The sequence below is a fragment of the Paraburkholderia sp. LEh10 genome, from assembly GCF_017814945.1.
In the GTDB taxonomy this organism is placed as follows: domain Bacteria; phylum Pseudomonadota; class Gammaproteobacteria; order Burkholderiales; family Burkholderiaceae; genus Paraburkholderia.
Genome location: NZ_JAGIPX010000008.1, coordinates 38,681 through 63,791, shown reverse-complemented (window position 1 = coordinate 63,791; position 25,111 = coordinate 38,681). Strand labels below are relative to the sequence as shown.

At 65.9% G+C, this 25,111-nt stretch carries 24 protein-coding genes and 1 pseudogene; 20 read left to right on the top strand and 5 right to left on the bottom strand.

Going from position 1 to position 25,111, the window contains the following annotated elements:
* Window positions 1-30: 30 nt before the first annotated feature.
* On the bottom strand, window positions 31-1,110 hold the full coding sequence (locus tag J8I87_RS08990) for a YeiH family protein (RefSeq protein WP_209931100.1): 1,080 nt from the start codon (window positions 1,108-1,110) through the stop codon (window positions 31-33).
* 120 nt (window positions 1,111-1,230) lie between these two features.
* On the opposite strand from J8I87_RS08990, the gene J8I87_RS08985 reads away from it, so the two are divergent.
* The 8 genes from J8I87_RS08985 to J8I87_RS08950 all read left to right on the top strand — a co-directional run bounded on the left by J8I87_RS08985 (window position 1,231) and on the right by J8I87_RS08950 (window position 8,746).
* On the top strand, window positions 1,231-2,145 hold the full coding sequence (locus tag J8I87_RS08985; RefSeq protein WP_209931099.1) for a LysR family transcriptional regulator: 915 nt from the start codon (window positions 1,231-1,233) through the stop codon (window positions 2,143-2,145).
* A gap of 128 nt (window positions 2,146-2,273) precedes the next feature.
* Window positions 2,274-3,035 carry a sugar phosphate isomerase/epimerase family protein gene (locus tag J8I87_RS08980; protein ID WP_209931098.1) on the top strand — a complete coding sequence of 254 codons (762 nt, stop codon included), beginning with the start codon at window positions 2,274-2,276 and terminating at the stop codon, window positions 3,033-3,035.
* 45 nt (window positions 3,036-3,080) lie between these two features.
* On the top strand, window positions 3,081-4,043 hold the full coding sequence (locus tag J8I87_RS08975; protein ID WP_209931097.1) for a sugar kinase: 963 nt from the start codon (window positions 3,081-3,083) through the stop codon (window positions 4,041-4,043).
* Between the two features lie 49 nt (window positions 4,044-4,092).
* Complete coding sequence (locus tag J8I87_RS08970; protein ID WP_209931096.1) at window positions 4,093-5,373, top strand: MFS transporter; 1,281 nt, start codon at window positions 4,093-4,095, stop codon at window positions 5,371-5,373.
* A 4-nt stretch (window positions 5,374-5,377) separates the two neighbouring features.
* A complete protein-coding gene (locus J8I87_RS08965) occupies window positions 5,378-6,346 on the top strand; it encodes a D-glycerate dehydrogenase (RefSeq protein WP_209931095.1) in 969 nt (322 codons plus the stop codon).
* Window positions 6,343-7,422, top strand: a complete 1,080-nt coding sequence (locus tag J8I87_RS08960; RefSeq protein WP_209931094.1) for a LacI family DNA-binding transcriptional regulator — start codon at window positions 6,343-6,345, stop codon at window positions 7,420-7,422. The genes J8I87_RS08965 and J8I87_RS08960 overlap by 4 nt, the downstream gene beginning before the upstream one ends.
* A 104-nt stretch (window positions 7,423-7,526) precedes the next feature.
* The gene (locus tag J8I87_RS08955; RefSeq protein ID WP_209931220.1) at window positions 7,527-8,321 is read left to right on the top strand and encodes a YhfC family intramembrane metalloprotease; all 795 of its coding nucleotides are present in this window, start codon (window positions 7,527-7,529) and stop codon (window positions 8,319-8,321) included.
* A gap of 59 nt (window positions 8,322-8,380) precedes the next feature.
* Window positions 8,381-8,746 carry a DUF3022 domain-containing protein gene (locus J8I87_RS08950; protein ID WP_209931093.1) on the top strand — a complete coding sequence of 122 codons (366 nt, stop codon included), beginning with the start codon at window positions 8,381-8,383 and terminating at the stop codon, window positions 8,744-8,746.
* A 63-nt stretch (window positions 8,747-8,809) separates the two neighbouring features.
* On the opposite strand, the gene J8I87_RS08945 is transcribed toward J8I87_RS08950, so the two are convergent.
* Window positions 8,810-9,247: a PGDYG domain-containing protein gene (locus J8I87_RS08945; protein ID WP_209931092.1), complete on the bottom strand. Its 438-nt coding sequence runs from the start codon at window positions 9,245-9,247 to the stop codon at window positions 8,810-8,812.
* A gap of 189 nt (window positions 9,248-9,436) precedes the next feature.
* Window positions 9,437-9,937 (bottom strand): Spy/CpxP family protein refolding chaperone, encoded by a 501-nt coding sequence (locus J8I87_RS08940; protein WP_209931091.1) that lies wholly within the window; start codon window positions 9,935-9,937, stop codon window positions 9,437-9,439.
* Between the two features lie 160 nt (window positions 9,938-10,097).
* Here J8I87_RS08940 and J8I87_RS08935 point away from each other — a divergent pair, with 160 nt between their 5' ends.
* The 3 genes from J8I87_RS08935 (at window position 10,098) to J8I87_RS08925 (ending at window position 12,902) form a co-directional block, all read left to right on the top strand.
* Window positions 10,098-10,982, top strand: a complete 885-nt coding sequence (locus J8I87_RS08935) for a LysR family transcriptional regulator (RefSeq protein WP_209931090.1) — start codon at window positions 10,098-10,100, stop codon at window positions 10,980-10,982.
* Window positions 10,983-11,112: 130 nt separating this feature from the next.
* Window positions 11,113-11,577, top strand: coding sequence for an Lrp/AsnC family transcriptional regulator (locus J8I87_RS08930; protein ID WP_209931089.1), 465 nt, complete (start codon window positions 11,113-11,115; stop codon window positions 11,575-11,577).
* Window positions 11,578-11,804: 227 nt separating this feature from the next.
* The gene (locus J8I87_RS08925; protein WP_209931088.1) at window positions 11,805-12,902 is read left to right on the top strand and encodes a saccharopine dehydrogenase family protein; all 1,098 of its coding nucleotides are present in this window, start codon (window positions 11,805-11,807) and stop codon (window positions 12,900-12,902) included.
* 157 nt (window positions 12,903-13,059) lie between these two features.
* On the opposite strand, the gene J8I87_RS08920 is transcribed toward J8I87_RS08925, so the two are convergent.
* Window positions 13,060-13,680 (bottom strand): AAA family ATPase, encoded by a 621-nt coding sequence (locus J8I87_RS08920; protein ID WP_209931087.1) that lies wholly within the window; start codon window positions 13,678-13,680, stop codon window positions 13,060-13,062.
* A 266-nt stretch (window positions 13,681-13,946) separates the two neighbouring features.
* Between J8I87_RS08920 and J8I87_RS46275 the strand changes: the two are divergent.
* The 3 genes and pseudogenes from J8I87_RS46275 to corA all read left to right on the top strand — a co-directional run.
* A pseudogene (locus J8I87_RS46275) lies at window positions 13,947-14,157 on the top strand (FitA-like ribbon-helix-helix domain-containing protein); the annotation flags it as partial.
* A gap of 125 nt (window positions 14,158-14,282) precedes the next feature.
* A complete protein-coding gene (locus J8I87_RS08910; protein ID WP_209931229.1) occupies window positions 14,283-14,483 on the top strand; it encodes a hypothetical protein in 201 nt (66 codons plus the stop codon).
* Window positions 14,484-14,647: 164 nt separating this feature from the next.
* The gene (corA, locus tag J8I87_RS08905) at window positions 14,648-15,625 is read left to right on the top strand and encodes a magnesium/cobalt transporter CorA (RefSeq protein ID WP_209931085.1); all 978 of its coding nucleotides are present in this window, start codon (window positions 14,648-14,650) and stop codon (window positions 15,623-15,625) included.
* Window positions 15,626-15,664: 39 nt separating this feature from the next.
* On the opposite strand, the gene J8I87_RS08900 is transcribed toward corA, so the two are convergent.
* Window positions 15,665-16,303 carry a LysE family translocator gene (locus J8I87_RS08900; RefSeq protein ID WP_209931084.1) on the bottom strand — a complete coding sequence of 213 codons (639 nt, stop codon included), beginning with the start codon at window positions 16,301-16,303 and terminating at the stop codon, window positions 15,665-15,667.
* A 560-nt stretch (window positions 16,304-16,863) separates the two neighbouring features.
* Between J8I87_RS08900 and J8I87_RS08895 the strand changes: the two genes are divergently transcribed.
* The 6 genes from J8I87_RS08895 to J8I87_RS08870 all read left to right on the top strand — a co-directional run bounded on the left by J8I87_RS08895 (window position 16,864) and on the right by J8I87_RS08870 (window position 25,110).
* Window positions 16,864-17,820, top strand: a complete 957-nt coding sequence (locus J8I87_RS08895; protein WP_209931083.1) for a sugar ABC transporter substrate-binding protein — start codon at window positions 16,864-16,866, stop codon at window positions 17,818-17,820.
* A 311-nt stretch (window positions 17,821-18,131) separates the two neighbouring features.
* Window positions 18,132-19,748 carry a sugar ABC transporter ATP-binding protein gene (locus J8I87_RS08890; protein ID WP_209931219.1) on the top strand — a complete coding sequence of 539 codons (1,617 nt, stop codon included), beginning with the start codon at window positions 18,132-18,134 and terminating at the stop codon, window positions 19,746-19,748.
* Window positions 19,745-20,827 carry an ABC transporter permease gene (locus J8I87_RS08885; RefSeq protein WP_209931082.1) on the top strand — a complete coding sequence of 361 codons (1,083 nt, stop codon included), beginning with the start codon at window positions 19,745-19,747 and terminating at the stop codon, window positions 20,825-20,827. The genes J8I87_RS08890 and J8I87_RS08885 overlap by 4 nt, the downstream gene beginning before the upstream one ends.
* Window positions 20,828-20,949: 122 nt before the next feature.
* Window positions 20,950-21,981 (top strand): LacI family DNA-binding transcriptional regulator, encoded by a 1,032-nt coding sequence (locus J8I87_RS08880; RefSeq protein WP_209931081.1) that lies wholly within the window; start codon window positions 20,950-20,952, stop codon window positions 21,979-21,981.
* Window positions 21,982-22,115: 134 nt separating this feature from the next.
* Window positions 22,116-23,045: a ribokinase gene (gene rbsK, locus J8I87_RS08875; RefSeq protein WP_209931080.1), complete on the top strand. Its 930-nt coding sequence runs from the start codon at window positions 22,116-22,118 to the stop codon at window positions 23,043-23,045.
* Window positions 23,046-23,346: 301 nt separating this feature from the next.
* Entirely contained in the window at window positions 23,347-25,110 is a 1,764-nt protein-coding gene (locus J8I87_RS08870) for a methyl-accepting chemotaxis protein (RefSeq protein ID WP_209931079.1), read from the top strand.
* Window position 25,111: the final 1 nt, after the last annotated feature.

Here is a 25,111-nt window from a genome sequence, read left to right as displayed (position 1 = left end):
AGGCGAGGCTTGATCGAAGGGGAGCGGGGCTTAGCCGAGCAGATGCTGGACGAGCCATGTGATGCCCAGACCGCCTGCGAAGAGCCACACATACAGGATCAGACCGGTCGTCAGCGCGCGGGGGCCGGCGTCGCGGATCTGCGACAGACGCGTTTCGATGCCGAGCGCGGTCATGGCCATTGTCAGTGCGAAGGTGTCGAGCATGTTGATCGTGCTGGTAGCGGCTTCCGGCAGGATATGCAGCGAGTTCACGGCGACACAGGCGAGAAAGCCAAGAGCGAACCAGGGCACGGCGAGCTTGCGCGGCGCATGGCCGGCTGCATCGTGCGCACCTTTAGCGGCGCGGGCCGAGCGGCTCACCCACATGCCGACGACGAGCAGCACGGGCACGAGCAGCATCACGCGGGTCATCTTGACGATGGTGGCGATATGCGTCGCTTCCGGGCTCACGTTGCTCGCCGCGCCGACCACCTGCGCGACTTCATGGATCGTGCCGCCGAAGAAGAGGCCCACGCCCGTCGTGTCCAGATGGATGATGCCGGCGCGCAGCAGCGCGGGATAGAGGAACATCGACAGCGTGCCGAACAGCACGACGCTGCCGACGGCCATCGCGCTCTTGTGCGGCTTCGATTGCAGCGTCGATTCGAAGGCGAGCACGGCCGCCGCGCCGCAGATCGCGCTGCCCGCTGCCGTGAGCAGCGCGCTGTCGCGATCGAGCTTCATCAGCTTCATGCCCGCCCAGGTGCCGATCACGAGCGTGCTGACCACGATCAGCAGCGATTCGGCGAGGCCCGGCAGGCCGACCTGCGCGATTTCCTGAATACTCACGCGCAGCCCGAAGAACGCGACCGCGATGCGCAGCAGCTTGCGCGCCGAGAAATTGACGCCGGCCGCCCAGCTTGCGGGCATGCCGTCTTTCAGCGCATTGCCATAAATCATCCCGCCGACGATGCCGACGATCAGCGGGCTAATGCCCAGACCGGCGATGGACGGAATCGCGGCGATTCGCGTGACGGCCGCCGCAAAAAGCGCGACGAACAGGATTCCGTTTATCTGGCCGCGCGTCGACGGCGCGGACGCTGGGACGGCGTGGGGATGGGTGGTGGTCATGGGTTTCAACCTCTTCGGTCAAGCTGTTTGAAGCGATGGCGCAATCCTAATTTAGATATATGAATATGAAAAATCGTGATTTAGAATGTAATGTATCGGCTAGTCTGATACATTCACGCCATGACCCCCGATCAGCTTATAACGTTCGCCGCCGTCGCCGAGCATCGCAACATCAGCCGGGCCGCGCTTGCGCTGCATCTGTCGCAGCCGGCCGTGTCCGGCCAGTTGCGCCAGTTGCAGGACGAATTCGGCGAGCCGCTGTACCTGCGCGATGGGCGCGGCGTGCGACTCACGCCCGCCGGCGAGCAACTGGCGAGCTACGCCGCGCGCCTGCGCGACACGTTCCGCCAGGCGCATGCGTACCGCGACGCGCTGCGCGGCATGGAGCAGGGCACGCTGCGCATCGGCGCGAGCACGACGCCCGCGAGCTATTTGCTGCCGTATCTGATCGCCGAGTTCACCCGCCGGTATCCCGACCTCACCGTGCATACGGACGACGGCAACACGGCGGATATCATTGGCGCGCTCGCTTCATTCGATATCGCGCTGGTCGAGGGGCATGTCGGTTCCGATTTGCCGCCGGACACCGCCGTTCATCCGTGGCGCGAGGACGAGATCGTCGCGATCATGCCGCGCACCCATCCGCTTGCTGCCGCGGGCCTCGCGGCTGTGACGCTCGCCGATCTGAGCGCGCATGCGTTGGTGCTGCGCGAGGAGGGTTCGGGCGTGCGGCAACTGATCGAACGCGGATTCGCGCGGGCGGGCGTGCCGATGCGGGTCGCGCTGGCGATCGCGGGCGTCGAGGGCGTGAAGGAGGCGGTGCGCGCCGGCATGGGCGTCGGCTTCGTGTCGGCGATGTCGATGCGCCACGAAGACGAAGCGCTGTGCCGCTTGCCCCTCGGCCCCGAGCCGCTCACGCGCCGTTTTTCGATCCTCGTGCCGCACGCGAGCGCGCCGTCGCGCATCGTCGGGCGTTTTCTCGAACTGTGCCTGAACGGCGACGCCCGGCCCGGGACGGAGGCCGTGCCCGTTTAGGGATTTCCACTATGGCGTGGGCACGCACGGCGGCGCAGTATTCGCAACGAGCGCTGCCGCGCTTTTTTAATACCCGTCTTTGGAACCGATTCCAAAGGCCGATTCGAGCCGAAATAGGGTGGGTTCTCATGCCGAAAGTCGTCATCGTGGCGAGCGCATTTGGGGTGGACGCGATCCGCAAGAGCGGTCATCACGCGTGGCTGAAGACAGCAGCCCAGGCGGGCGCCGCCGGTTTCGAAGTGCGCCGGGAGCTGTTCGCGCTGGAGGCGGAGGCGACATCTGAGGCGCTTTCCGCGCTCGGCAAGGCGATCGCGGCATGCGGGATGTGGTCCGTGTACTCGACGCCCGCCGAACTCTACGCGCCCGACGGCGCGCTCGACGAAGCCGCGCTGCGTGAGGCGCTAATCGAAGCGACGGCGCTCGGCGCGCGCTTCGTCAAGCTGCAACTGGGCGGCTTCGCGGGACGCGCGCACGGCAACACAATCGCGATGTGCACGAAGGGTATCGCGGCGCGCCTCGTCGTCGAGAACGGGCAACTGACGCGCGGCGGCTCGCTCGCGCAGTTCGAGGGACTCTTCGATGCGCTCGCGAAGGAACGGCGCAGCAGCGTGCTCGGCATGACGTTCGATATCGGCAATTGGCAATGGCCGGGCGTCGATCCCGTCGAAGCGGCGCGCAAGCTGGCGAAGCACGTCGAGTACATCCATTGCAAGGCGGTCGCGGGCGAGGGCGCGCGCCGGTTCGCCGTCGCGCCCGCCGCCGACCCCGTGTTCGCGGCCGTGCTGCCGCTGCTGCCGCGCGACGTGCCGCGCGGCATCGAATTTCCGTTCGACGCGCAGCGCCTCGCCGCCGATGCGTCGCACTACGTCGCATGGCTTGCGTCCGTGTGAAAGCGGCGGCCGCGGACTGAATCACGAGCATCACGAGGAGAATTCATGCATCCGACACTTGATGTCATCACCTACGGCGAAGCAATGGCGATGTTCGTCGCGGCCGAGACGGGCCCTCTTGCGGGCGTCGGCCAGTTCACGAAGCGCGTCGCGGGCGCCGATCTCAATGTGGCGATCGGGCTGTCGCGGCTGGGCTTCAAGGTGGGCTGGATGAGCCGCGTCGGCGCGGATTCGTTCGGCCAGTACGTGCGCGACACGCTCTCGAAGGAAGGCATCGACGCGAGCTGCGTGACGACGGATGTGCGTTATCCGACGGGCTTTCAGCTGAAGTCGAAGAACGACGACGGCAGCGACCCCGCCGTCGAGTATTTCCGCAAGGGCTCGGCGGCGAGCCATCTGTCGCTCGCCGACTACGTGCCGCAGTACGTGCTGCCCGCGCGCCATCTGCACCTGACGGGCGTCGCGCCCGCCATTTCGGCGAGCTCGCGCGAACTGGCGCTCCATCTGGCGCGCGAAATGCGGCAGGCGGGCAAGACGATCTCATTCGATCCGAACCTGCGCCCGACGCTATGGCCGTCGCGCGAAGCGATGGCTGCCGCGCTGAACGAGCTGGCGACGTTTGCCGACTGGGTGCTGCCCGGCATCGGTGAAGGCGCGATTCTGACGGGCTACACGAAAGCGGAAGACATCGCGCAGTTTTATCTCGATCGTGGCGCGAAGGGCGTGATCGTCAAGCTCGGCGCGCAAGGCGCGTACTACCGCACGGCAACCGATTCGGGGATCGTCGCGGCGCAGCCCGTCGAGCACGTCGTCGACACCGTCGGCGCGGGCGATGGCTTCGCCGTCGGCGTGGTGAGCGGACTGCTCGAAGGGCGCGCGCTGCCGCGGGCGGTGGCGCGCGGCAATCGTATCGGCGCGCTCGCGATCCAGGTGATCGGCGATTCGGAGGGCCTGCCGACGCGCGCCGAACTCGATGCCTTCGAACGCGCCGATGTGATGGCCGCGTGACAGGCGCGCTCGACGTATCGAGTAATACAGGACAACAAAGGAGACATCAATGTCATCATCACTCGCGATTCGCCGTTGGTGGACGATCATGCCGATCGTGTTCATCACCTATAGCCTCGCCTATCTCGACCGCGCGAACTACGGCTTTGCGGCCGCAGCCGGCATCAATCAGGATCTCGGCATCAGCAAGGGGCTGTCGTCGCTGATCGGCGCACTATTCTTCCTCGGCTACTTCTTCTTTCAGATTCCCGGCGCGATCTACGCGGAACGGCGCAGCGTGAAAAAGCTCGTATTCTGGAGCCTCGTGCTGTGGGGCGGCTGCGCGGCGCTGACGGGTATCGTCAGCAACATTCCGTCGCTGATGGTGATCCGCTTCCTGCTCGGCGTCGTCGAGGCGGCCGTGATGCCCGCGATGCTGATCTTCATCAGCAACTGGTTCACGAAGCGCGAGCGCTCGCGCGCGAACACGTTCCTGATTCTCGGCAACCCGGTGACAGTGCTGTGGATGTCGGTCGTGTCGGGCTATCTGGTGCATTCGTTCGGCTGGCGGCATATGTTCGTCGCGGAGGGCCTGCCCGCCGTCGTCTGGGCCGTGTGCTGGTGGTTCATCGTGAAGGACAAGCCCGAGCAGGTCTCGTGGCTGTCGGATGCCGACAAGCAGCAGCTCGCCGACACGCTGCACGCCGAGCAGGCCGCGATCAAGCCAATGCGCAACTACGGCGAAGCGTTCCGCACGCCCGCCGTCATCAAGCTGTGCGCGCAGTATTTCTGCTGGAGCATCGGCGTGTACGGCTTCGTGCTGTGGCTGCCGTCCATTCTCAAGAACGGTTCGACGCTCGGCATGGTCGAAACGGGCTGGCTCTCCGCGCTGCCGTATCTGGCCGCGACGATCGCGATGCTCGCCGCGTCATGGGCGTCGGATAAACTCAACAACCGGCGCGCGTTCGTGTGGCCGTTCCTGCTGATCGGCGCGGCGGCTTTTGCAGGCTCGTACGCGCTCGGCTCGACGCACTTCTGGATGTCATATGCGTTGCTCGTGATCGCGGGCGCCGCGATGTACGCGCCGTACGGCCCGTTCTTTGCGATCGTGCCGGAACTGCTGCCGAAGAACGTCGCGGGCGGCGCGATGGCGCTGATCAACAGCATGGGGGCGCTCGGCTCGTTTGTCGGCTCCTATGTGGTCGGTTATCTGAACGGCGCGACGGGCTCGCCTGCTGCGTCGTACGTGTTCATGAGCGTCGCGCTGGTCGCCGCCGTGGTGCTGACGCTTGCCGTCAAGTCGCAGCCGATGCAGACTTCGACGCTCGCCACTCCGTTGCAAGGAAAGTGAATCGATGAAGCGAAAGATCGTCGCCTACAAGCCGTTGCCGGATGATGTGCTGGCGTATCTCCAGCAGCATGCCGAAGTCGTGCAGGTGGACGCCGCGCAGCGCGACGCGCTCGTTGCCGCGCTGAACGACGCCGACGGCGCGATCGGCGCGAGCGTGAAGATCGCACCCGACATGCTCGACGGCGCGACGAAGCTCAAGGCGCTCTCGACGATCTCAGTGGGCTACGACAACTTCGACGTCGCTGATCTGACGAAGCGCGGCATCGTGCTCGCACACACGCCGGACGTGCTGACGGAATCGACGGCAGACACCGTGTTTTCGCTGATCCTGGCGAGCGCGCGCCGCGTCGTCGAACTCGCCGACTGGGTGAAGGCGGGCGAGTGGAAGGCGAGCATCGGGCCGGAGCTGTTCGGCGTCGATGTGCAGGGCAAGACGCTCGGCATCGTCGGGCTGGGGCGCATCGGCGGGGCGGTCGCGCGGCGCGCCGCGCTCGGCTTCAACATGAAGGTGCTGTACACGAACCGCAGCGCGAACGCAGAGGCTGAAGAGCGCTACGGCGCGCGCCGCGTCGAGCTCGATGAACTGCTCGCGACTTCCGACTTCGTCTGCCTGCAAGTGCCGTTGACGCCGCAAACGCGTCACCTGATCGGCGCGAGCGAACTGCGCAAGATGAAGAAGAGCGCGATCCTGATCAACGCGTCGCGCGGACAGACCGTCGATGAGAACGCACTGATCGAAGCGTTGCGGGCGGGCACGATCCACGGCGCGGGACTCGACGTGTTCGACCGGGAGCCCCTCGACGCAAGCTCGCCGCTGCTGACCATGAAGAATGTGGTCGCGCTGCCGCATATCGGCTCGGCGACGCACGAGACGCGTCACGCGATGGCGCGCTGCGCGGCGGAAAACCTGGTCGGCGCGCTCGACGGCACGCTGAAGATCAACATCGTCAACCGCGAAGTGCTGTCGCGATGAGCACGCCGACGGCTGGCGCGCCGCGCCGCGCAACCATCAGCGACGTCGCCCGCGAGGCGGGCACGGGCAAGACGAGCATCTCGCGTTATCTGAACGGCGAGCTCAGCGTGCTGTCGCCTCAACTGCGCGCGCGCATCGAAGCCGCGATCGAGCGGCTCGACTATCAGCCGAACCAGATGGCGCGTGGACTCAAGCGCGGCCGCAACCGGCTGATCGGCATGCTCGTCGCCGACCTGACGAACCCGTATTCCGTCGAAGTGCTGCAAGGCGTCGAGGCCGCGTGTCACGCGCTCGGCTATATGCCGCTCATCTGCCATGCGGCGAACGAAGTCGATATGGAGCGGCGCTTCGTGCAACTGCTGACCACTTACCGCGTCGAAGGCGTGATCGTCAATGCACTCGGGGTCAGCGAAGAGACGTTGCGGCCTGTCGGCGGCGGCGGGATTCCGGCCGTGCTGGTCGACCGGTCGGTGGAAGGGCTCGTCGCCGATATGGTCGGGCTCGACAACGAAGGCGCGACGGCGCTCGCGACCCGCCATCTCGTCGAGCGCGGCTTCGATCAGCTATGGTTCGTCGTGCAGCCGTTCGCGCACATCAGCTCGCGCCGCCAGCGCGAAGCCGCATTTCATCAGGCATTGCGGCAGTATCCGCAGGCGAGCGGGCGCACCGTCGTGCTCGAACTCGACGATGCGGACGAACTCGCGCAGACACTGAGCGCGCTCGATGCCGAACTGGATGCCGCGATCGCCGCGCGCGAACAGCGCGACGGCGCGCTCGCTTCATCCGCAGCGCCACGCGTCGCGCTCTTCGCGGCGAACGGTCCCGTCGCGCTGGCGCTTGCGCGGCACCTGAACCAGCGGCACGGCGCGAACTGGCAGAAGCGCGTCGCGCTGCTGTCGATCGACGATCCCGAATGGGCCGAACTCGCCGGCATCACGACGATCCGCCAGCCGACCTACGACATCGGCTATCGCGCCGTCGAGTTCCTGCATGAGCGCATCGACGGCGCGCAGGCCAGCGCGCGCGACTGCCTGTTGCCGGGTGAACTGATCGAGCGCGCGTCGACGGCACGCTGAACTTCGGGCATTCGGCCGGCGGCGCGCTTACAATGCGCGGCGGATTGCGCAGTTGCGCAGCCTGGTTCACGCGCCTGCTGCGCACCGATTCCACACCCCGGCCCATGCCCGTCTTACCCGTTTCACCCATCACGCTTGCCGTCCTCGCCGCCGCGACGATCTGCGTCGCGGTGCTTCCCATCGTTCTGTACCGCCGCTGGCGCATGCCGTTCGCGCTGAACCGGCGCGACGCGATAGCGGGCATCGCCGTGTTCGCGCTGTCCGCGATGGTGATCGAGCGCGCGCTCAACGATTACCTGTTGCGGCAGAACGCGGCCGCGAGCGGATGGCTGTCGAATCCGCTGGCGTTCGTCGTCTATGGCGTATTCATCGCGGGGATCTGCGAGGAGGTAGGGCGCTTCATCGCGATGCGCTGGCTCGCGCGGCGCGCATCGAACCCCGGCCGCGCGGACGGTACGGCGCTCGCGTACGGTCTGGGTCATGGCGGCGCCGAGGCGTGGTTCGTCGGCGTGCTCGTGCAGGCGCAGTGGATCGCGTTCGGCGTGCTCGCGGATCGCGGCCAGCTCGATACGTATCTCGCCAACCTTCCGCCCGAGTCGATGTTGCGCATCCATGTGCTGCTCGCGAGCCTGTCGCCGGCGATGGCGGGCATCTTCGTGCTCGAGCGCGTGGCGGCGCTGGTGTTTCAGATCGGGCTGTCGGTGTTGATGTGGCGCGGCGTGCGCGCGGGATCGCGTGCCATACTGCCCCTTGCGGTCGTCGCGCATGCGCTGATCGATGTGCCCGCTGCGCTGTCACAGGCGCAGCTGTTGCCGCTCGTGGCCGTCGATGCGATCTACGCGCTCGTGGCCATTGCTGTGGCGGCCGCGCTGATCAGATTGCACAGGCGCGCCGCGTGAAACGGACAGCCCCCGCGCACCATTTGCCCATCTAGACCAACAGGCCAGAAGCCAACGACATGGAAGCCTATCAGTACCAATGCGCGAACCCCGAGATCGAAGAACTGGCGCGCGTCATCAGCGATCTCTTTCCCGAGCAGACGCAGTTCATCGAGCGCCCTGACGAAAACGGCGTGCCGCAGGTCGTCGTGCATTGGGTCGCGATGCGCTTCGGTTCGACGGCGCGCAGGATGGAACTGACGGTCGCGCTCGCGCCTGCCGCGCTCGCACGCTACCGCGCGATGCCGCCGCGTGCGCGCGGCCGCAGTTTCGCGGTGTTGCGCGCGTACGTGGAGGCGACGTTGGGATCGCTGGAAGAAGAGCATGCGCAGGGCAAGAACGTGCCGCGCGAAGTCACGGTCGAGCTCGGCGACGAGTTCGCGTGAGGGGAGCCGGACGGGTCTCGTTCGACAGCAGGCACCGGGCAGGCACGGGCATGCCGCGCGCGCTCAGTCGGCGCGCCGGTAGACCTTGGCGAAGCGCGCGGCCTGCACGACGCCGTAGTCGCCGGGCGCGTACTGCATGATCCAGTCGCCTGCCGTGCCCTTGAGCACGTCGCCGCCTTGCGCGGAACGCGCGAGCGAGAACGCTTCGTTCATCTGCTTCGCGAGCACGATGGCCGGGCGGTTGCGATACGCGCCGGGTTCGCCGTGGACGAGCGCAGTATCGGCGGGCAGGTACTTCGCGTCGAAGCGCTCGCGCGACACGACCCAGCGGTCGCCCGTCGAGCCCGTGATCAGCGCGTCGCCGAGCGTATAGCGGTTCGGTCCTTCGAGGCTCATCAGTTCGCCGTCGCCCGCGGCGAATTGCACGGCGACGGTTTCGTCCTTGACGACGCGTTGCGCGGCCGGGTCGGTGAGCAGGTCGATGTTCTTCAGTTCGATCATGTAGCGAGCAGGCGTCTGAAATTGAAGGGGCCGCGTAAGCGGGCGTCGGTGCAAAACGCAGACAGCGAGCAAACGCGGCGCAGGCACGCATGATGCCAGATTCTGGCGGCGTGAAAGCAAAAAACGCCTGCCGGTGAGGGCAGGCGCTGTATGCGTTGCGTGCAACCGCGTGCGTGGTCCCGTGGCCCGTTATGGCTTGACGGTCGCATCCGAAGCGGGCGCGGCCTGCTTGCCCGAGCTGCGATGCGGACGGCCTTCAGCGGGCTGACGGCGGAACGTCTCGTCGGCTAGCTTCTTCTGTTCGGGCGAGAAGCTGTTATAAAGCGGCTCGAATGCATCGACGAGCTTCTTCGTGCCGTCGGCATGCGCCTGCGTGATTTCGGCGTAGCCCTTCATGTCGTCGAGCGCGGACGTGTTCTGGTTCGCCTTGCGCTGCTCGAACAGGTTGCCCATCGTTTCGCTGTTGCTGCGCATGACACCCGCGAACGCGTTCCATTGCGACTCCTGCGCCGACGTGATCTTCAGTTGCGTGTGCAGGTACTGGATGCGGTCTTCGACACGTTGTTCGTGGCGCGCCTTGCCCGATGCCTGCGCGGCGGCCGGCGCGGATGCGCCTGCGGGAGCGGCTGTCTGCGCGAATGCAGCGCTCATCGAAAGCGCGGAGGCAAGAATAACCAGCGTTTTTTTCATTGAGACTCCTGTTGTCCGTTCGTATGAGACTGAAGCTTGACAAAGCGTGGCGCGCGTCTTCGACGCCCATCAAGCTGTGCGGCTATTAGTATCACGTTAGCGCGCCATTGAGACCGCATTGCGACAACTCCTTACAACCGAAACGATCGGGAAATAGGCGGTGGACAAATTCGTCAGCATGGAAATCTTCGTTGCCGTGGTCGAAGCGGGCAGCCTGACGGCGGCCGCGGAGCGCTTCGATCTGTCGTCGGCGATGGTCGGCAAGCATATCCGCTCGCTCGAAACGCAGCTGCGCGCGCGTCTGCTCGCGCGCACGACGCGCCGTCAGAGCCTGACCGAAATCGGCCGCCAGTATTACGAGCAGTGCCGGCGCATCCTCGCCGACGTGAAGGCGGCCGAATCGCTCGCCGAGGCGATGACGTCCGCGCCGCGCGGCACGCTGAAGGTGACGGTGCCGCTCACGTACGGCGTGGAAGTGTTCGCGCCGGCGATGACCGACTATCTCGGCGCGTGCCCCGAGGTCAGTCTCGAACTCGATCTGTCGAACCGCATCATCGATCTCGTCGAGGAAGGCTTCGACGCGGCCGTTCGCATCGGACGACTGCCCGATTCGAGTCTCGTCGCAAGGCCGTTGAAGCCGTACCGGATGCGCGCGTGCGCGTCGCCCGCGTATCTGGAACGCGTGGGCACGCCGACGACGCCCGCCGATCTCGTTCATCACGAATGCCTCGGCTTCCTGCACTGGGGCCGCGAAGGGCTGTGGCGTCTTGAAGGCGACGCGCAAACCGACTGCCAGTTGCGCCCCGGACGCTTTCGCGCGAACAACGGCCAGGCGCTGAAGGTCGCCGCGCTGCGCGGCTTTGGCCTCGTGCTGCAGCCGGAAGCGCTGCTCGCGCGTGAGATCGAACGCGGCGAACTCGTGCCCGTGCTGGACGAGTGGCTGCCCGACGGCGCGCCCGTGCATCTGATCTATCCGCGTGACCGTCAGCCGACGCCGAAGCTCACCACGTTCATCGATTTCGTGATCGAGCGCTTCGGCGCATGACACCTGCACCGAACCGAAATGCGATATGTGCAGCGCGCATGCATCGCGCGAGGTGCATAATCCGCGTGATCGGCCCGCCGTGCGGCGGCCTTGCACTTCAAGCTTGTACTCCAACATTGAACTGGAATCGATGAGACCACCGCGCCTCGATCAACTCGACGAACTCGACCGCAACCTCGTTGCGCTGCTGCAGGCCAATGCGCGCGAAAGCGTCGCGAATCTCGCGCGCCAACTGGGTGTCGCGCGCACCACCGTGATCGCGCGGATCGCGCGGCTGGAAAAGGCCAATGTGATCGCCGGCTACAGCGTGCGGCTCGGCCAGGACGTGCTCGACGCGAGCATCTATGCGTTCGTCGGCATCATCATCGCGCCGAAGTACGGACAGGACGTGCAGAAGAAGCTCAACCGGATGCCCGAAGTGCAGTTGCTCTGCGCCGTGAGCGGCGAGTTCGACTACGTCGCGTGGCTGCGCGCCGATTCGCCGGAGCGCCTGAACGATCTGCTCGACCAGATCGGCGGACTGGCGGGCGTCGAGCGCACGACGACGTCGATCATCCTGTCGCGCAAGATCGATCGCGGCACGATCGGCGGGTGAGCTTGCGGCGCGGCGGCGCGGGCGCATCATGCCCGCAGACATCCCGCCATCTACATGGTTTTTACGCGTTATCGACGATTCGACGGAACGCTTCGTCAAAACGTCGAAATTGATGGTCATTGCGCAGCACTTTGCGCCTATAAACCGACTCAGGTTCTCCCTAAACTTCTTTGCATAGGTTCGCTGCGGCGCACCGACATCAACCAGAGAAAACAAAGGAGAAGCGCATGAAAGTTGCCATCGTTGGCGCAGGTCTGATCGGTCACACCATTGCTCACATGCTGCGTGAGACGGGTGATTACGAAGTGGTCGCGATGGACCGCGATCAGCATGCGCTCGACAAGCTGGCCGCCCAAGGCATTCCGACCCGCCGCGTCGATTCCGCCGATCCCGCCGCGCTGCGCGCCGAAATTCAGGGCTTCGATGCCCTCGTCAATGCGCTGCCTTATTACCTCGCTGTCAGCGTCGCATCGGCGGCGAAGGGCGCGGGCGTCCACTATTTCGACCTGACGGAAGACGTGCGCGCCACCCACGCAATTCGCGCGATCGCCGACGGCGCGGATCACGCGTTCATGCCGCAGTGCGGTCTCGCGCCGGGCTTCATCGGCATTGCCGCGCATGAACTGGCGAACCGCTTCACCGAGATCCGCGATGTGAAGATGCGCGTGGGCGCGCTGCCCGAGTTTCCGACCAATGCGCTGAAGTACAACCTGACGTGGAGCGTCGACGGCCTCATCAACGAATACTGCCAGCCGTGCGAAGCGATCCGTGACAGCCGCACGCAGTGGGTGCAGCCGCTCGAAGGCCTCGAGCACTTTTCGCTGGACGGCATCGAATACGAGGCGTTCAACACGTCGGGTGGTCTGGGCACGCTTTGCGAGACGCTGTCGGGCCGCGTCGAGACGCTCGACTACAAGTCGGTGCGCTATCCGGGCCATCGCGATCTGATGCAGTTCCTGCTCGAAGACCTGCGTCTTTCGAGCGACCGCGACACGCTGAAGTCGATCATGCGGCGTTCCGTGCCGTCGACGGCCCAGGATGTCGTGCTGGTTTTCATCACCGTGACGGGCGTGCGCGACGGCCAACTGGTGCAGGAAGTGTTCACGCGCAAGATCTTCGCGAAGACCGTCTGCGGCGTGCCGATGAGCGCGATCCAGATCACGACGGCGGGCGCGATGTGCGCGGTGCTCGATCTGTTCCGCGAAAAGAAGCTGCCGCAAAGCGGCTTCGTGCGTCAGGAGCAGGTGTCGCTGCGCGAGTTCCTTGCCAACCGCTTTGGACAACTGTACGAAGGCCGCGTGCTGGACGCGATGGCCACCGTCTGATTGCGCGGCCGGCAGCGCCCGCGCCGAGGGCCGGCATGAACGGGTGAGGCTTCGCAGAAAGCCAATATCGAGCAGTATCAGACAGTCGCAAAACGGGCGTTCGACCTTTGGGCCGAACGCCCGTTTTGTCATTCTGGCCACCCGCCGCGCGGACGGCTCACACGGGCAGCGGCGGCAGCATCACGCCCGACGGCTGCGGCGCCTGCACGATCCGCGCGAGCAGCGCGTCGTAATCGGCGGGCCTGGGCGCGGTGTTGTCGAACATCAGCAGCCCGTCGCACTCGCTGCCCGTCGGCACGAAGCGCCGCTGCCGGTACTCGTCCCAGTGCGCGAGCTTGTAGGCGTCGTTCGGATTGCCGCGTGCGGCGATCCGCTCGCGCGCCGTCTCTTCGTCGGCCGATACCCACACGACGCTGATCGTCACGTCCTTCGGCACGCCCAGCCATTTCTGATCGAACAGCTTGTGTTCGCGCACTTCACGCGATAGCGGGCCGACCGCGATCACGCCGATACCGAGCTGCAGATTCTCGGCGGCCGTATCGAACAGGCCGCGATACTCCGGGTCGCGAAAATGCTGGAGAAAGAGCGGGCTATCGCGATCGTTCGGATCGCCTGTCAGCGCGCCGATCGCGGCCGCGCTATAGACGCCGTAGAGCGTGTCCTTGTCGAGCAGGCAGAAGGCGTCGCCCGTCGCCTTCATCAAAGGGCCGATCAGGCGTTTGGCGAGCGTCGTCTTGCCCGTGCCCGCGTGGCCACAGATAAAAACCAGATGCGTCACGTCGTTGAATCCCCCGTTGTCGCGATGTCAGAAAGGCCGTTGCCTGGCAGGCGAGCCCTGCCGTCAGTGTCGCGCAGTCTGTCCGTGTGTGCAGCCGCTCATCGCGCGGCGTCTGGGCGAGCCGGTCATGAACGGTCGCAAGACCTGCCGCGAGACTTGCCACGATGCCTGCCGCGAGACTTGCCGCAACGCCTGCGCGGTTCGGCCGGATCGACGGTGGGCTTGCCGTTGATATCATTGATACCACACGCGTACCAGGAGGCGAAGTGGCCAATCTTTTGGTCCGAGGTCTCGGACGATGCGTTGGTGCAATGTCTCTCGTGAGCAGGCCGCGGCTCACGGGCGCAGCGTCGAAGCGCAACATCAGGACATATCCTCGCGCAGGCGCTGTTTCAGCCGTAGAGGCTCGGCTTCGCGCCGTTGCTGATGAGCATGCCGGACGTCGGCGAAGACGCCGACTTCGAGCGTCCGCATGATCCAACTGACGAAAGCGAGGAACGGGTCTATTTGATTGGAATGTCCTGACTCGACGACAAAACAACCGGGGAGACGAATCATCAGACGCGCGCAGCGGCTCGCGCCGGCAACGGACCCTGCCGTCGATGCTACCGCTGATGCTGCCATTGCCGCCGCTCATCGTCTTCTGGCTCACGCCCGGCACGCATCGCATCGGCATGTCGACGCAGTTCGATCCCGTCGTCGAAATCAGCTTCATCGTGACGGCGGACACGCGCTACTCGAATCGCGCAAGTGTCTCGTTCAACGACGATCACCGCATCATGCTGCACCGCGTCGCCAACTGAAGCCGATGGTCGCACCGTGCGTGATTGACAATTCGACGCAGCGCGGCGAGCCGACTCAACGTAAGATCGTGAATCGACACTGCGCGCCGCGCGCATCAGAGCTTTGCCTCGTGACTAACAATTTGTAATCCGCAAAGCCGATTCGTATTCAAGGTATTCAAATCATGCTGATCAACTGCGCCGCGTATCAGGATGGCCGCAAGCTGGCCGACATCGAAATCGATGACATCAGCGTTTATGTCGCGAAGCGCGAGTGCTTCGTGTGGGTCGCGCTAAAGGACCCCGGCCCCGGCGAACTGGAAGTGATGAAGCACGAGTTCGGGCTTCACGAACTGGCTGTCGAAGACGTGCGTCATGGCCATCAGCGTCCGAAGATCGAGGAATACGGCGACTCGCTGTTCGCCGTCATGCACACCATCGAAACCGACGACGACGGTGAGTTCGTGATCGGCGAAGTGGACGTGTTCGTCGGCGCGAATTATGTGCTGTCCGTGCGGCGCGGCACGCGGCACGGCTTTCAGGAGGTCCGCGCGCGCTGCGAGCGCGAGCCGCAGTTGCTCAAGGAGGGCGCGGCGTTCGTGCTGTATGCACTCGCCGACAATGTCGTCGATCGCTACTTCCCGCTGCTGGAAGCCATGGGCACCGAAATCGAGGAAATCGAGGACCGCATCTTCGACAAGCATGACCTCGCGGCGTCACGCGCGATCATCGAAGACCTGTATTCACTGAAGCGCCGCCTCGTCATGCTTCAGCATCACATCGCGCCGCTGCTCGAAGGCATAGGCAAGCTGACGGGCGGGCGCATTCCAGCCATCTGTGTCGGCATGCAGGCCTATTTCCGCGATGTCTACGATCACCTCGACCGCATCGTGCGGACCATCGAAGGACGCCGCGAAATCATCGTCACGGCCATTCAGGTCAATCTCGGCATGATCTCGCTCGCCGAGAACGAAGTGACCAAGCGTCTCGGCTCGTTCGCGGCGCTATTCGCCGTGCCGACCATGATCGCCGGCATCTACGGGATGAACTTCGAGCACATCCCCGAGTTGCATTTCCAGTACGGCTATCCCGTCTGCATCCTGGCAATGGTGATTGTCGATATTGCGTTGTACTGGCGTTTCAAGAAGGCCAACTGGCTATAGGCCGTGCCGCCGGAACCAGCGGAGGTCCGCGGCGTCTCGTCAGCGTTTCGTCAACGCGAGCCGCACGCCCAATCCGATGAACCCGGCGCCCACCACACGGTCGATCCACCGCCGCACGCGAGGCTGCGCGCGCACGGCGCGCGCAGCCGTCGCGGCGAGCCACGCGATCACGCAGTCGTTGATGAGCCCGAGCGTCACGAACACAGCGCCCAGCACGAGGAAGGCCCAGGTCTTATGGGGACTGTCGGCGGCGACGAACTGCGGAAAGAACGCAATATAGAACAGCAGCACCTTCGGGTTCGATGCGTTGGTCACGAAACCGCGAAATAGCAGCGTGCCGCGTGACAGGTGCGGCGCCGCGGGCGGCGTCTCGCCTTTAGCGACGGCGGCCGCCGACGGCCACAGCATCCTCAGGCCGAGATACATCAGATACGCGGCGCCGATCCATTTGATGGCGTTGAACGCGCCGGGCGACGCAGCCAGTACGGCCGTCATGCCTAGCGCGCACGCGACGGTATGCATGCAGCCGCCGAACGCGACGCCCACGGCCGAGAGCAGGCCCGAGCGCCTGCCTTGCGCGATGCTCTGGCCCGCGACATACGCGATGTCGGGCCCGGGCGTCAGATTGAGGACCGTCACGGCGGCGAGAAATAGCGGGAACTGGCTGATGCCGAACATGGCGAACTCCGCGTGGGATGTCGGTGGGTGTTGCCGCCGGCGCGACCAGCCACGCAACGACCGACCCATCCCGTTGATGATACGCACATCGCCTCTGTTGCGCAGATGGCGACGGCTTGCGCTTTTCCCTTGCGGCGTGCGCAAGAAAGGCTCAGCATATGCGTCCGGCTTGCCACAGAACTTGCGGCTCGCGGGAGGATGGAAAGCCGCCGTCAGAAACTGCCCGCGCATCGCATCGCCGGGCAGGCAGCAATGAGCTTGCTTGGGGGCAGCGGGGACCGTGCCGCTGGCAACGGAGCCTCTTCGTCACCCAGGCCAGATCATCAGGTAGAACAAAAGGCAGAACCAAGCGAGCGATCCTTGCCACGACGACATTCGAAGAACTGCGCAAGCGCGGCAACGCCTGCGTCCCGCCATGCGTCGCAGACGCCGGCGCGCGGTGCAGCGCAGCACCGCCTGTCGTTGACACCGCGACCAGGCGCCGTCGAGAATAGCGCTCGCAAACGTTTGCGCACAATCAAAAACGGGCTCGCGCCGAGTCCAACAACTGGAGATACTGCATGAACCAACGCATTCGCCGCCGCGTTTTGACCGCCGCTGTCGTGCTCACCGCAGCCGCCGCAATGCCTGTTTCATCGGCCTGGGCCCAAGCCGCGAAAAAACCCAAAGTCGCGCTGGTGATGAAGTCCCTCGCCAACGAATTCTTCCTCACGATGGAAACGGGCGCGAAGGACTATCAGAAGCACAACGCGAACACCTTCGACCTGATCACGAACGGCATCAAGGACGAAACGGATACGGCGAACCAGATCCGCATCGTCGAACAGATGATCGTCTCGAAGGTCGATGCGATCGTGCTCGCGCCGGCCGATTCGAAGGCGCTCGTGCCCGTGGTCAAGAAGGCGGTGGATGCCGGCATCATCGTCGTCAACATCGACAACCGGCTCGACACCGACGTGCTGAAGTCGAAGGACCTCAATGTGCCGTTCGTCGGCCCGGACAATGCGAAGGGCGCCGAGAAGGTCGGCGATTATCTGGCGAAGAAGCTGAAGGCGGGCGACGAGGTCGGCATCATCGAAGGCGTATCGACGACGACCAATGCGCAGCAGCGCACGGCCGGCTTCAAGGCGGCGATGCAGAAGGTCGGCGCGAAGGTCGACTCGGTGCAGTCGGGCGAATGGGAAATCGACAAGGGAAACGCGATCGCTTCTTCGATGCTCAACGCGTATCCGAACGTCAAGGCGCTGCTGTGCGGCAACGACAACATGGCGATCGGCGCGGTCTCGGCCGTGCGCGCGGCGGGCAAGCAAGGCAAGGTCTACGTGGTCGGCTACGACAACATCAACGCGATCAAGCCGATGCTCAAGGACGGACGCGTGCTCGCGACGGCCGATCAATACGCGGCGAAGCAGGCCGTGTTCGGCATCGACGTGGCCCTCAAGGCGATCTCCGAGCACAAGAAGCAGTCGGACCTGTCAGGCGTCGTCGAAACGCCTGTCGATCTGGTCACGAAGTAAGCGGCTCGCACGGGCATCGCGCGGCGCCGCTGGCATCGCGTCACGCCCGTGCGCAAGTGTCAAATGCGCGCTCAAGTATTTTGCCGCGCCGCCGTTATGTCAGAGGTAAGCGTCATGACGGCCGGCAAGCCGCGCGCAATGGCGCGCAATGGCGGACAGCGCGCCGCCCGAACGGTCTTGTTTCGGGATGCGCACGACTTTGCGTGCGCGGCCCACATGACGGCGCGGCCCTCCGGCGGCGCTTCGCGACGGGCGGCCTGCAGGGCCGGTCCGCGCGGGCGCCGCGCGGCGGCGACGAGATCTGGATCACGATGGCATCGACCGACCGAGTAGCAGACCAAGACGCAGTGCCTGCCGTACTGTCCGTGACGGGCATCGGCAAGACCTACGCCGAGCCTGTGCTGGCCGGCGTCTCGCTGGCGTTGCACGCCGGGGAGGCGCTCGCGCTGACGGGCGAGAACGGCGCGGGCAAGAGCACCCTGTCGAAGATCATCGGCGGGCTGGTGGATCCGACGACGGGCTCGATGCAGCTCGGAGGCAGACCGTACGCGCCCGCGAGCCGCACGCAAGCCGAGGCGCTCGGCGTTCGCATGGTGATGCAGGAGCTGAACCTGCTGCCGACGCTATCGGTCGCGGAGAACCTGTTTTTGAACCGCCTGCCGCGCAAGGGCAAGCTGAGCTTCGGCTGGATCGACGGCAGGAAGCTGCGTGAAGACGCCCGCGAGGCGATGGCGCAGGTCGGCCTGGAAGCGATCGACCCGGACACGCTGGTCGGCGAGCTGGGGATCGGTCATCAGCAGATGGTCGAGATCGCGCGCAATCTGATCGGCGATTGCCGCGTGCTGATTCTCGACGAGCCGACCGCGATGCTGACCGCGCGCGAAGTCGAACTGCTGTTCGAGCAGATCGACGGGCTGAAGGCGCGCGGCGTTGCGCTCGTGTACATCTCGCACCGGCTCGAAGAACTGGCGCGGGTGGCCGAGCGCGTGGCCGTGCTGCGCGACGGCAAGCTGGTGCACGTCGATGCGATGGCGAACCTGACGAGCGACCAGATCGTCACGCTGATGGTGGGGCGCGAGATCGGCGAGCGGATCGAGCTGGGCGTGCGCAACATCGGCGCGACGCTGTTGAAGGTCGACGGGATGAGCCGCGCACCCGTCGTGCGCGACGTGTCGTTCGAGGTGAAGGCGGGCGAGATATTCGGCGTGAGCGGGCTGATCGGCGCGGGCCGCACGGAGCTGATGCGGCTCATCTACGGCGCGGACCAGAAGGATGGCGGCACGGTGTCGCTGGCGGCGACGCCAGGCGCAACGCCGACGCCGGTGCAGATCGCCGCGCCCGCTGACGCCGTGAAGCACGGCATCGCGCTGATCACGGAAGACCGCAAGGGCGAAGGCCTGTTGCTGCCGCAGCCGATTGCCGCGAACGTGTCGCTCGGCAACATCGGCAGCGTGGCGCGGCACGGCATCGTCGATGCGAAGCGCGAGAACGCGCTGGCGAGGCGCCAGATCGACGCGATGCGCATCCGCACGTCGGGCCCCGCGCAGCCGGTCGGCGAGCTGTCGGGCGGCAACCAGCAAAAGGTCGTGATCGGCCGGTGGCTCGCGCGCGACTGCAAGGTTTTGCTGTTCGACGAACCGACGCGCGGCATCGATGTCGGCGCGAAGTTCGATATTTACGGATTGATGGGCGCGCTGGCCCGCGAAGGGCGCGCGCTCGTGGTCGTGTCGAGCGACCTGCGCGAGCTGATGCTGATCTGCGACCGGATCGGCGTGATGTCGGCGGGACGCATGACGGGCGTGTTCAGGCGCAACGAGTGGACGCAGGACGCGTTGCTCGCGGCGGCATTTGCCGGCTATCGCAATCGCGAGGCGCTGCTGCACACGCATGAGACGCACGACGGGCATCAAGGAGACACTCGGTCATGAGCAACCAACGGGTCAACCGCACAGTCACGGACAAGGACTCGACGGCCGCGGGCAGCAGTGCGGCGGCGGCTCAGTCAGCCGCTCAGCCAGCCGGTCCGTCAGCCGATCCGTCGGCGCCGCTTGCGAGCGGCAAGCCGACGGGCACGCGTCTGGGCTTTTCGAACTACCTCGGCCTCGCGGGCGCGCTGGTCGCGATGATCGCGCTGTTTTCGGTGCTGAGCTCGCACTTCCTGACGTACGACACGTTCATCACGATCGCGAACCAGATTCCCGATCTCGTCGTGATGTCGGTGGGGATGACATTCGTGCTGATCATCGCGGGCATCGACCTGTCGGTCGGCTCGGTGCTGGCGCTCGGCGCGTCGATCGTGAGCGTCGCGGCGCTGAAGTGGCAGCTCGGGCCGATAGCGGCCGCCGCGCTGGGTCTTGCCGGGGCGGCGCTGACGGGCACCATTACGGGCGCGGTGACGGTGGGCTGGAGGATTCCGTCGTTCATCGTATCGCTCGGCGTGCTGGAAGCGGCGCGCGGCCTCGCGTACCAGATGACGAACTCCCGCACCGCCTATATCGGCGACGCGTTCGACTTCCTGTCCAACCCGATCGCCGTCGGCATCTCGCCGGCGTTCCTGATCGCGGTGGCCGTGATGATCGTCGCGCAACTGGTGCTCACGCGCACGGTGTTCGGCCGCTATCTGGTCGGCATCGGCACGAACGAGGAAGCGGTGCGGCTCGCGGGCGTGAACCCGAAGCCGTACAAGGTGATCGTGTTCGCGCTGATGGGCGCGCTGTCGGGGCTTGCGGCCCTCTTTCAGATCTCGCGTCTGGAAGCGGCCGATCCGAATGCGGGCGTCGGTCTGGAGCTGCAGGTGATCGCGGCCGTGGTGATCGGCGGCACGAGCCTGATGGGCGGGCGCGGCTCCGTCATCAGCACGTTCTTCGGCGTGTTGATCATTTCGGTGCTCGCGGCGGGCCTCGCGCAGATCGGCGCGAACGAGCCGACCAAGCGCATCATCACGGGCGCCGTGATCGTGGTCGCCGTCGTGTTGGATACGTACCGCAGCAGGCGTAAGCGCAGTTGAGCGATGGGCTGGCCGCCGTGGCGCGGGACGGCGGCGGCCCGGGAAGAACTAACGAGAGAACCGCGGATGCAGCATGAGCTGCATTGGCCAGCAGTAAAAAAACAGGCAGGGGGTATCAGCTTATGGCGACGATCAAGGATGTGGCGGCCGTAGCCGGTGTGTCGTTCACGACGGTGTCGCATGTCGTGAACAACACGCGGCCGGTGTCGGCGGACGTGCGCTCGAAGGTCGAACTGGCGATCCGCCAGCTCAACTATGTGCCGTCGGCCGTCGCGCGGTCGCTGAAGGCGCGTTCGACGGCGACGATCGGACTGGTCGTGCCGAACAGCACGAATCCGTACTTCGCGGAGTTGGCGCGCGGCATCGAGGACGGTTGCGCGCGCAATGGCTACTGCGTGTTCTTCTGCAACTCGGACGACGACCCGGCGAAGCAGCGCAACTACCTGCGCGTGCTGCAGGAAAAGCGCATCGACGGGCTGATCGTCGCGTCGGCGGGCGATGACGCAACGCTCGCGCAGACACTCGCCGATTCGCGCGAGCCGCTCGTGATCGTCGATCGCAACATCGAAGGCGTGTCCGCCGATCTCGTGCAGATCGACCACGAGAAGGGCGCGTATCTGGCCACGCGCCATCTGCTGCAACTCGGGCACTCGAAAATCGGCTGCATCACGGGCCCGATCGAAACGGCCGTCAGCGCGATGCGCGTGCACGGCTTCATCCGCGCGATGGCCGAGCGCGGCATCGAGATCGCGCCGAACGGCATCGTCGAAAGCGACTTCTCGGGCAGCGGCGGATATCGCGCGGCGGCCGAGCTGTTCGACACGGTGCAGCCGACGGCGATCTTCGCGGGCAACGACATGATGGGCATCGGCGCGCTGCGCGCGGCGGCCGAGCGCGGCATACGGGTGCCGCAGGACTGCTCGATCATCGGCTTCGATGATATCGAGCTTGGGCGCTTCACCTATCCGGCGCTCTCGACGGTTGGCCAGTCGGTGCGCGCGCTCGGCGAGATGGCGGCGCAGACGCTGATCGAGCGGATCAACGGCACATCGACGGACGCCGTGTTCCGGCGCCGCGTGATCGCGCCGCGCCTGATCTTGCGCGAATCGACGGCTGCGTTCGCGGGCGCGCGCCGCAACGTCCAGGCGGCGTGATTCACGCGTGCGGGAGGCGAAGCACGGGCAGGTCATCAGAACGTGAAGGGCGATTATCTTGCCTGGGACGAGGGCGATGCGCTCAAGCGCCGCCTCGGAGCGGCAAGGTTGTATGGAACGGGAAGGAGTCAGCAGTGGCAACCAACGAAGCGCGCGGACACGTAACCGTGGTCGGCAGCCTGAACATGGATCTCGTCGCGCGCGCACCGCGCATGCCGCAGCCGGGCGAGACGCTCGCGGGCCATGCGTTCGCGCAGGTCGCGGGCGGCAAGGGCGGCAATCAGGCCGTCGCCGCCGCGCGCCTCGGCGCGCAGGTCGCGATGCTCGGCTGCGTCGGCGCCGACGCGAACGGCGCGCAGTTGCGCGCGGGCCTCGAAGCGGAAGGCATCGACTGCACGGCGCTCGAAACCAGCGCGACGGCGCCGACGGGCGTCGCGCTCATCATCGTCGATGATGGCAGCCAGAACTCGATCGTCATCATTGCGGGCAGCAACGGCGAAGTGACGCCCGAAACGCTCGCGCGCCACGAAGCGGCGCTGGCGGGCGCGCAAGTCGTGATCTGCCAGCTCGAGACGCCGCCCGCCGCCGTGCATGCCGCGCTCGCCGCCGCACACCGGCTCGGCAAGACGGTCATCCTGAACCCGGCGCCCGCGACCGGCCCGCTGCCCGATGGCTGGCTCGCGCTGATCGACTACCTGATCCCGAACGAACTCGAAGCGGCGATGCTCACGGGGCTGCCCGTGTCGTCGCCCGAACAGGCGCTGGCCGCGGCCAGCGCACTGCGCCGGGCGGGCGCGCGCAACGTGATCGTGACGATCGGCGCGCAGGGCGTCGTCGCCGCGCTCGGCGACGACGATCCACTGCATTTCGATGCCCCGCGCGTGAAAGCCGTCGATACGACAGCGGCGGGCGATACCTTCATCGGTGGCTTTGCGGCGCAACTCGCGCGGGGCGCGAACGTCACGGAAGCGATCCGCTTCGCACAGCGCGCCGCGTCGATTTCGGTGACGTGCGCGGGCGCACAGCCGTCCATCCCGACCCGCGCGCAGGTCGACACGCCGTGAACCAGCCTCGACGGACGGCACGCGGCCGCACGACGGCCCGCGTGCCGCCGCCGGGACATGTTGTTCGCAAGCCGTTTGCTGTTTGTAATACTTACCCATCTCTTTCGCTTCTTTCCTCAGTCTTTATAGAAGCTTCAAGTTCTTCCGCCCGACTGCCGTAAACAGGCCAAAGCGCTGACCAAAGCGCTGGCCAAGCTGCGGCCGGAGCGTCATGACGAAGATCAGGCGCCACGCGAGCCGCCGCACACGAAGCGCGTTGCGACGACGACGCGCCATTCATCGACACGTCACAGGAAGAAGCATGAACAAGGGGATCACCATCAAGGCTCGAATCGGCCTGACGATGGCTTTTCTGGCCGCGCTGCTGATCGCGATCGGACTGCTCGGGCTATTTGGCCTGGGCCGCTCGAACGATTCCGTGCAGGACATGTACACCAACCAGATGCCGGGCGCCGTCGATATCGGCAATGCTGAGATGTACGCTGCCCGCGAGCGCCTCGCGCTGGATCGCGCCGCATTCCAGATCGGCACGCCCGAAGTGCCCGCCACGCTGGAGCGCGCCCGTTCGATGCGCGCGATCTCGGACGAATGGTGGAAGCGCTATCTCGCGTTGCCGCGCGAAAGCGACGAGGACCGTCTCGCACAGGACGTGTCGGCCAAGCGCGAAACCCTGCATCAGGCAATGGAGGCGTTTTACGCAACCGTTAGCGCAAACGATCAACCGAACATCGTCGACGGCACAAAGCGTCTGCAGGCGGCCTACAACGAACTGTCGACAGCCGACGACACGCTGCGCAAATACCAGTTCGACGCCGCGAAGACGGGCTTCGACAATGCGCAATCGAGCTATTCGACGTTCCGCGTGATCACGTTCGTCGCCCTGGTCGCGGGCGTGCTCGCCGCGCTGTTCTCGTACTTCACGCTGCGCAAGGCGATTGCCCGGCCGCTCGCGGACGCGCTCGGCCACTTCGACGCGATTTCCGCGGGCGATCTGCGCCGGCCGGTCGTCGCGGCCTCGCGCGACGAAATGGGTCAACTGATCGACGGCATCGGCAGGATGCAGCGCAGCCTGACCGACACCGTGCGCGCGGTGCGCGCAGGCAGCGAGTCGATCGCGACGGCCACGCGCCAGATCGCGGCGGGCAATATCGATCTGTCGTCGCGCACGGAACAGCAGGCGTCCGCGCTGCAGGAAACGGCATCGAGCATGGATCAGCTCACGGGCACCGTAAAGCAGAACGCCGACAACGCCCGCCAGGCGAGCGCGCTAGCGGCGAATGCGTCGGAAATCGCCAGCAAGGGCAGTGCCGTGGTCGGCCAGGTGGTCGGCACGATGGGCGATATCAACCAGAGTTCGGCGAGGATCGCGGACATCATCGCGATCATCGAAGGCATTGCGTTCCAGACCAACATCCTTGCGCTGAACGCGGCCGTCGAAGCGGCGCGCGCGGGCGAGGAAGGCCGCGGCTTCGCGGTCGTCGCGGGCGAAGTGCGCAGTCTCGCGCAGCGTTCGTCGGCGGCGGCGAAGGAAATCAAGGAACTGATCGACACGTCTGTCGAGCGCGTGCAGACGGGGTCGGCCCTCGTCGACGAAGCGGGCCGCACGATGAGCGAAATCATCGGTGCAGTGCAGCGCGTGACGGACATCATGGGCGAAATCGCGGCGGCTTCGGAAGAGCAGAGCAGCGGCATCGACCAGGTCGCGCGCGCCGTCACGCAGATGGACGAGGTCACGCAGCAGAACGCGGCGCTCGTCGAGGAAGCCGCGGCGGCCGCGTCGTCGCTCGAGGAGCAGGCGGCCAGGCTGCGCACGACCGTGTCCGTGTTCCAGCTCGACGACTCGGGTGGTGCTTCCGCTGCCGCGATGCCGGCCGCGCGCGCGATGAGCCATGTAGCGCCAGCGAAGGCGGCCCCGCGCAAGGTCGCGCCCCCCGCAGCCGCGCCGTCCGTGTCCGCGCCGGCGCCCGCCGCGCCCGCCGCTCCCGCCGTTACTCAGGCGCCCGCGCGCCCGGCCGCGCCGCAGAAAGCAGCCGCGCCGTCGGATGCCGATTGGGAGACGTTCTGAC

Coding starts and splice junctions, on each gene's coding strand:
- J8I87_RS08890 (WP_209931219.1), top strand. CDS start 18,132: ATGGCATCGACCGACCGAGTAGCAGACCAAGACGCAGTGCCTGCCGTA.
- J8I87_RS08880 (WP_209931081.1), top strand. CDS start 20,950: ATGGCGACGATCAAGGATGTGGCGGCCGTAGCCGGTGTGTCGTTCACG.
- J8I87_RS08980 (WP_209931098.1), top strand. CDS start 2,274: ATGCCGAAAGTCGTCATCGTGGCGAGCGCATTTGGGGTGGACGCGATC.
- corA (WP_209931085.1), top strand. CDS start 14,648: ATGCTGATCAACTGCGCCGCGTATCAGGATGGCCGCAAGCTGGCCGAC.
- J8I87_RS08940 (WP_209931091.1), bottom strand. CDS start 9,937: ATGAAAAAAACGCTGGTTATTCTTGCCTCCGCGCTTTCGATGAGCGCT.
- J8I87_RS08970 (WP_209931096.1), top strand. CDS start 4,093: ATGTCATCATCACTCGCGATTCGCCGTTGGTGGACGATCATGCCGATC.
- J8I87_RS08925 (WP_209931088.1), top strand. CDS start 11,805: ATGAAAGTTGCCATCGTTGGCGCAGGTCTGATCGGTCACACCATTGCT.
- J8I87_RS08930 (WP_209931089.1), top strand. CDS start 11,113: ATGAGACCACCGCGCCTCGATCAACTCGACGAACTCGACCGCAACCTC.
- J8I87_RS08985 (WP_209931099.1), top strand. CDS start 1,231: ATGACCCCCGATCAGCTTATAACGTTCGCCGCCGTCGCCGAGCATCGC.
- J8I87_RS08955 (WP_209931220.1), top strand. CDS start 7,527: ATGCCCGTCTTACCCGTTTCACCCATCACGCTTGCCGTCCTCGCCGCC.
- J8I87_RS08950 (WP_209931093.1), top strand. CDS start 8,381: ATGGAAGCCTATCAGTACCAATGCGCGAACCCCGAGATCGAAGAACTG.
- J8I87_RS08895 (WP_209931083.1), top strand. CDS start 16,864: ATGAACCAACGCATTCGCCGCCGCGTTTTGACCGCCGCTGTCGTGCTC.
- J8I87_RS08960 (WP_209931094.1), top strand. CDS start 6,343: ATGAGCACGCCGACGGCTGGCGCGCCGCGCCGCGCAACCATCAGCGAC.
- J8I87_RS08870 (WP_209931079.1), top strand. CDS start 23,347: ATGAACAAGGGGATCACCATCAAGGCTCGAATCGGCCTGACGATGGCT.
- J8I87_RS08945 (WP_209931092.1), bottom strand. CDS start 9,247: ATGATCGAACTGAAGAACATCGACCTGCTCACCGACCCGGCCGCGCAA.
- J8I87_RS08885 (WP_209931082.1), top strand. CDS start 19,745: ATGAGCAACCAACGGGTCAACCGCACAGTCACGGACAAGGACTCGACG.
- J8I87_RS08965 (WP_209931095.1), top strand. CDS start 5,378: ATGAAGCGAAAGATCGTCGCCTACAAGCCGTTGCCGGATGATGTGCTG.
- J8I87_RS08990 (WP_209931100.1), bottom strand. CDS start 1,110: ATGACCACCACCCATCCCCACGCCGTCCCAGCGTCCGCGCCGTCGACG.
- J8I87_RS08910 (WP_209931229.1), top strand. CDS start 14,283: ATGCTACCGCTGATGCTGCCATTGCCGCCGCTCATCGTCTTCTGGCTC.
- J8I87_RS08975 (WP_209931097.1), top strand. CDS start 3,081: ATGCATCCGACACTTGATGTCATCACCTACGGCGAAGCAATGGCGATG.
- J8I87_RS08900 (WP_209931084.1), bottom strand. CDS start 16,303: ATGTTCGGCATCAGCCAGTTCCCGCTATTTCTCGCCGCCGTGACGGTC.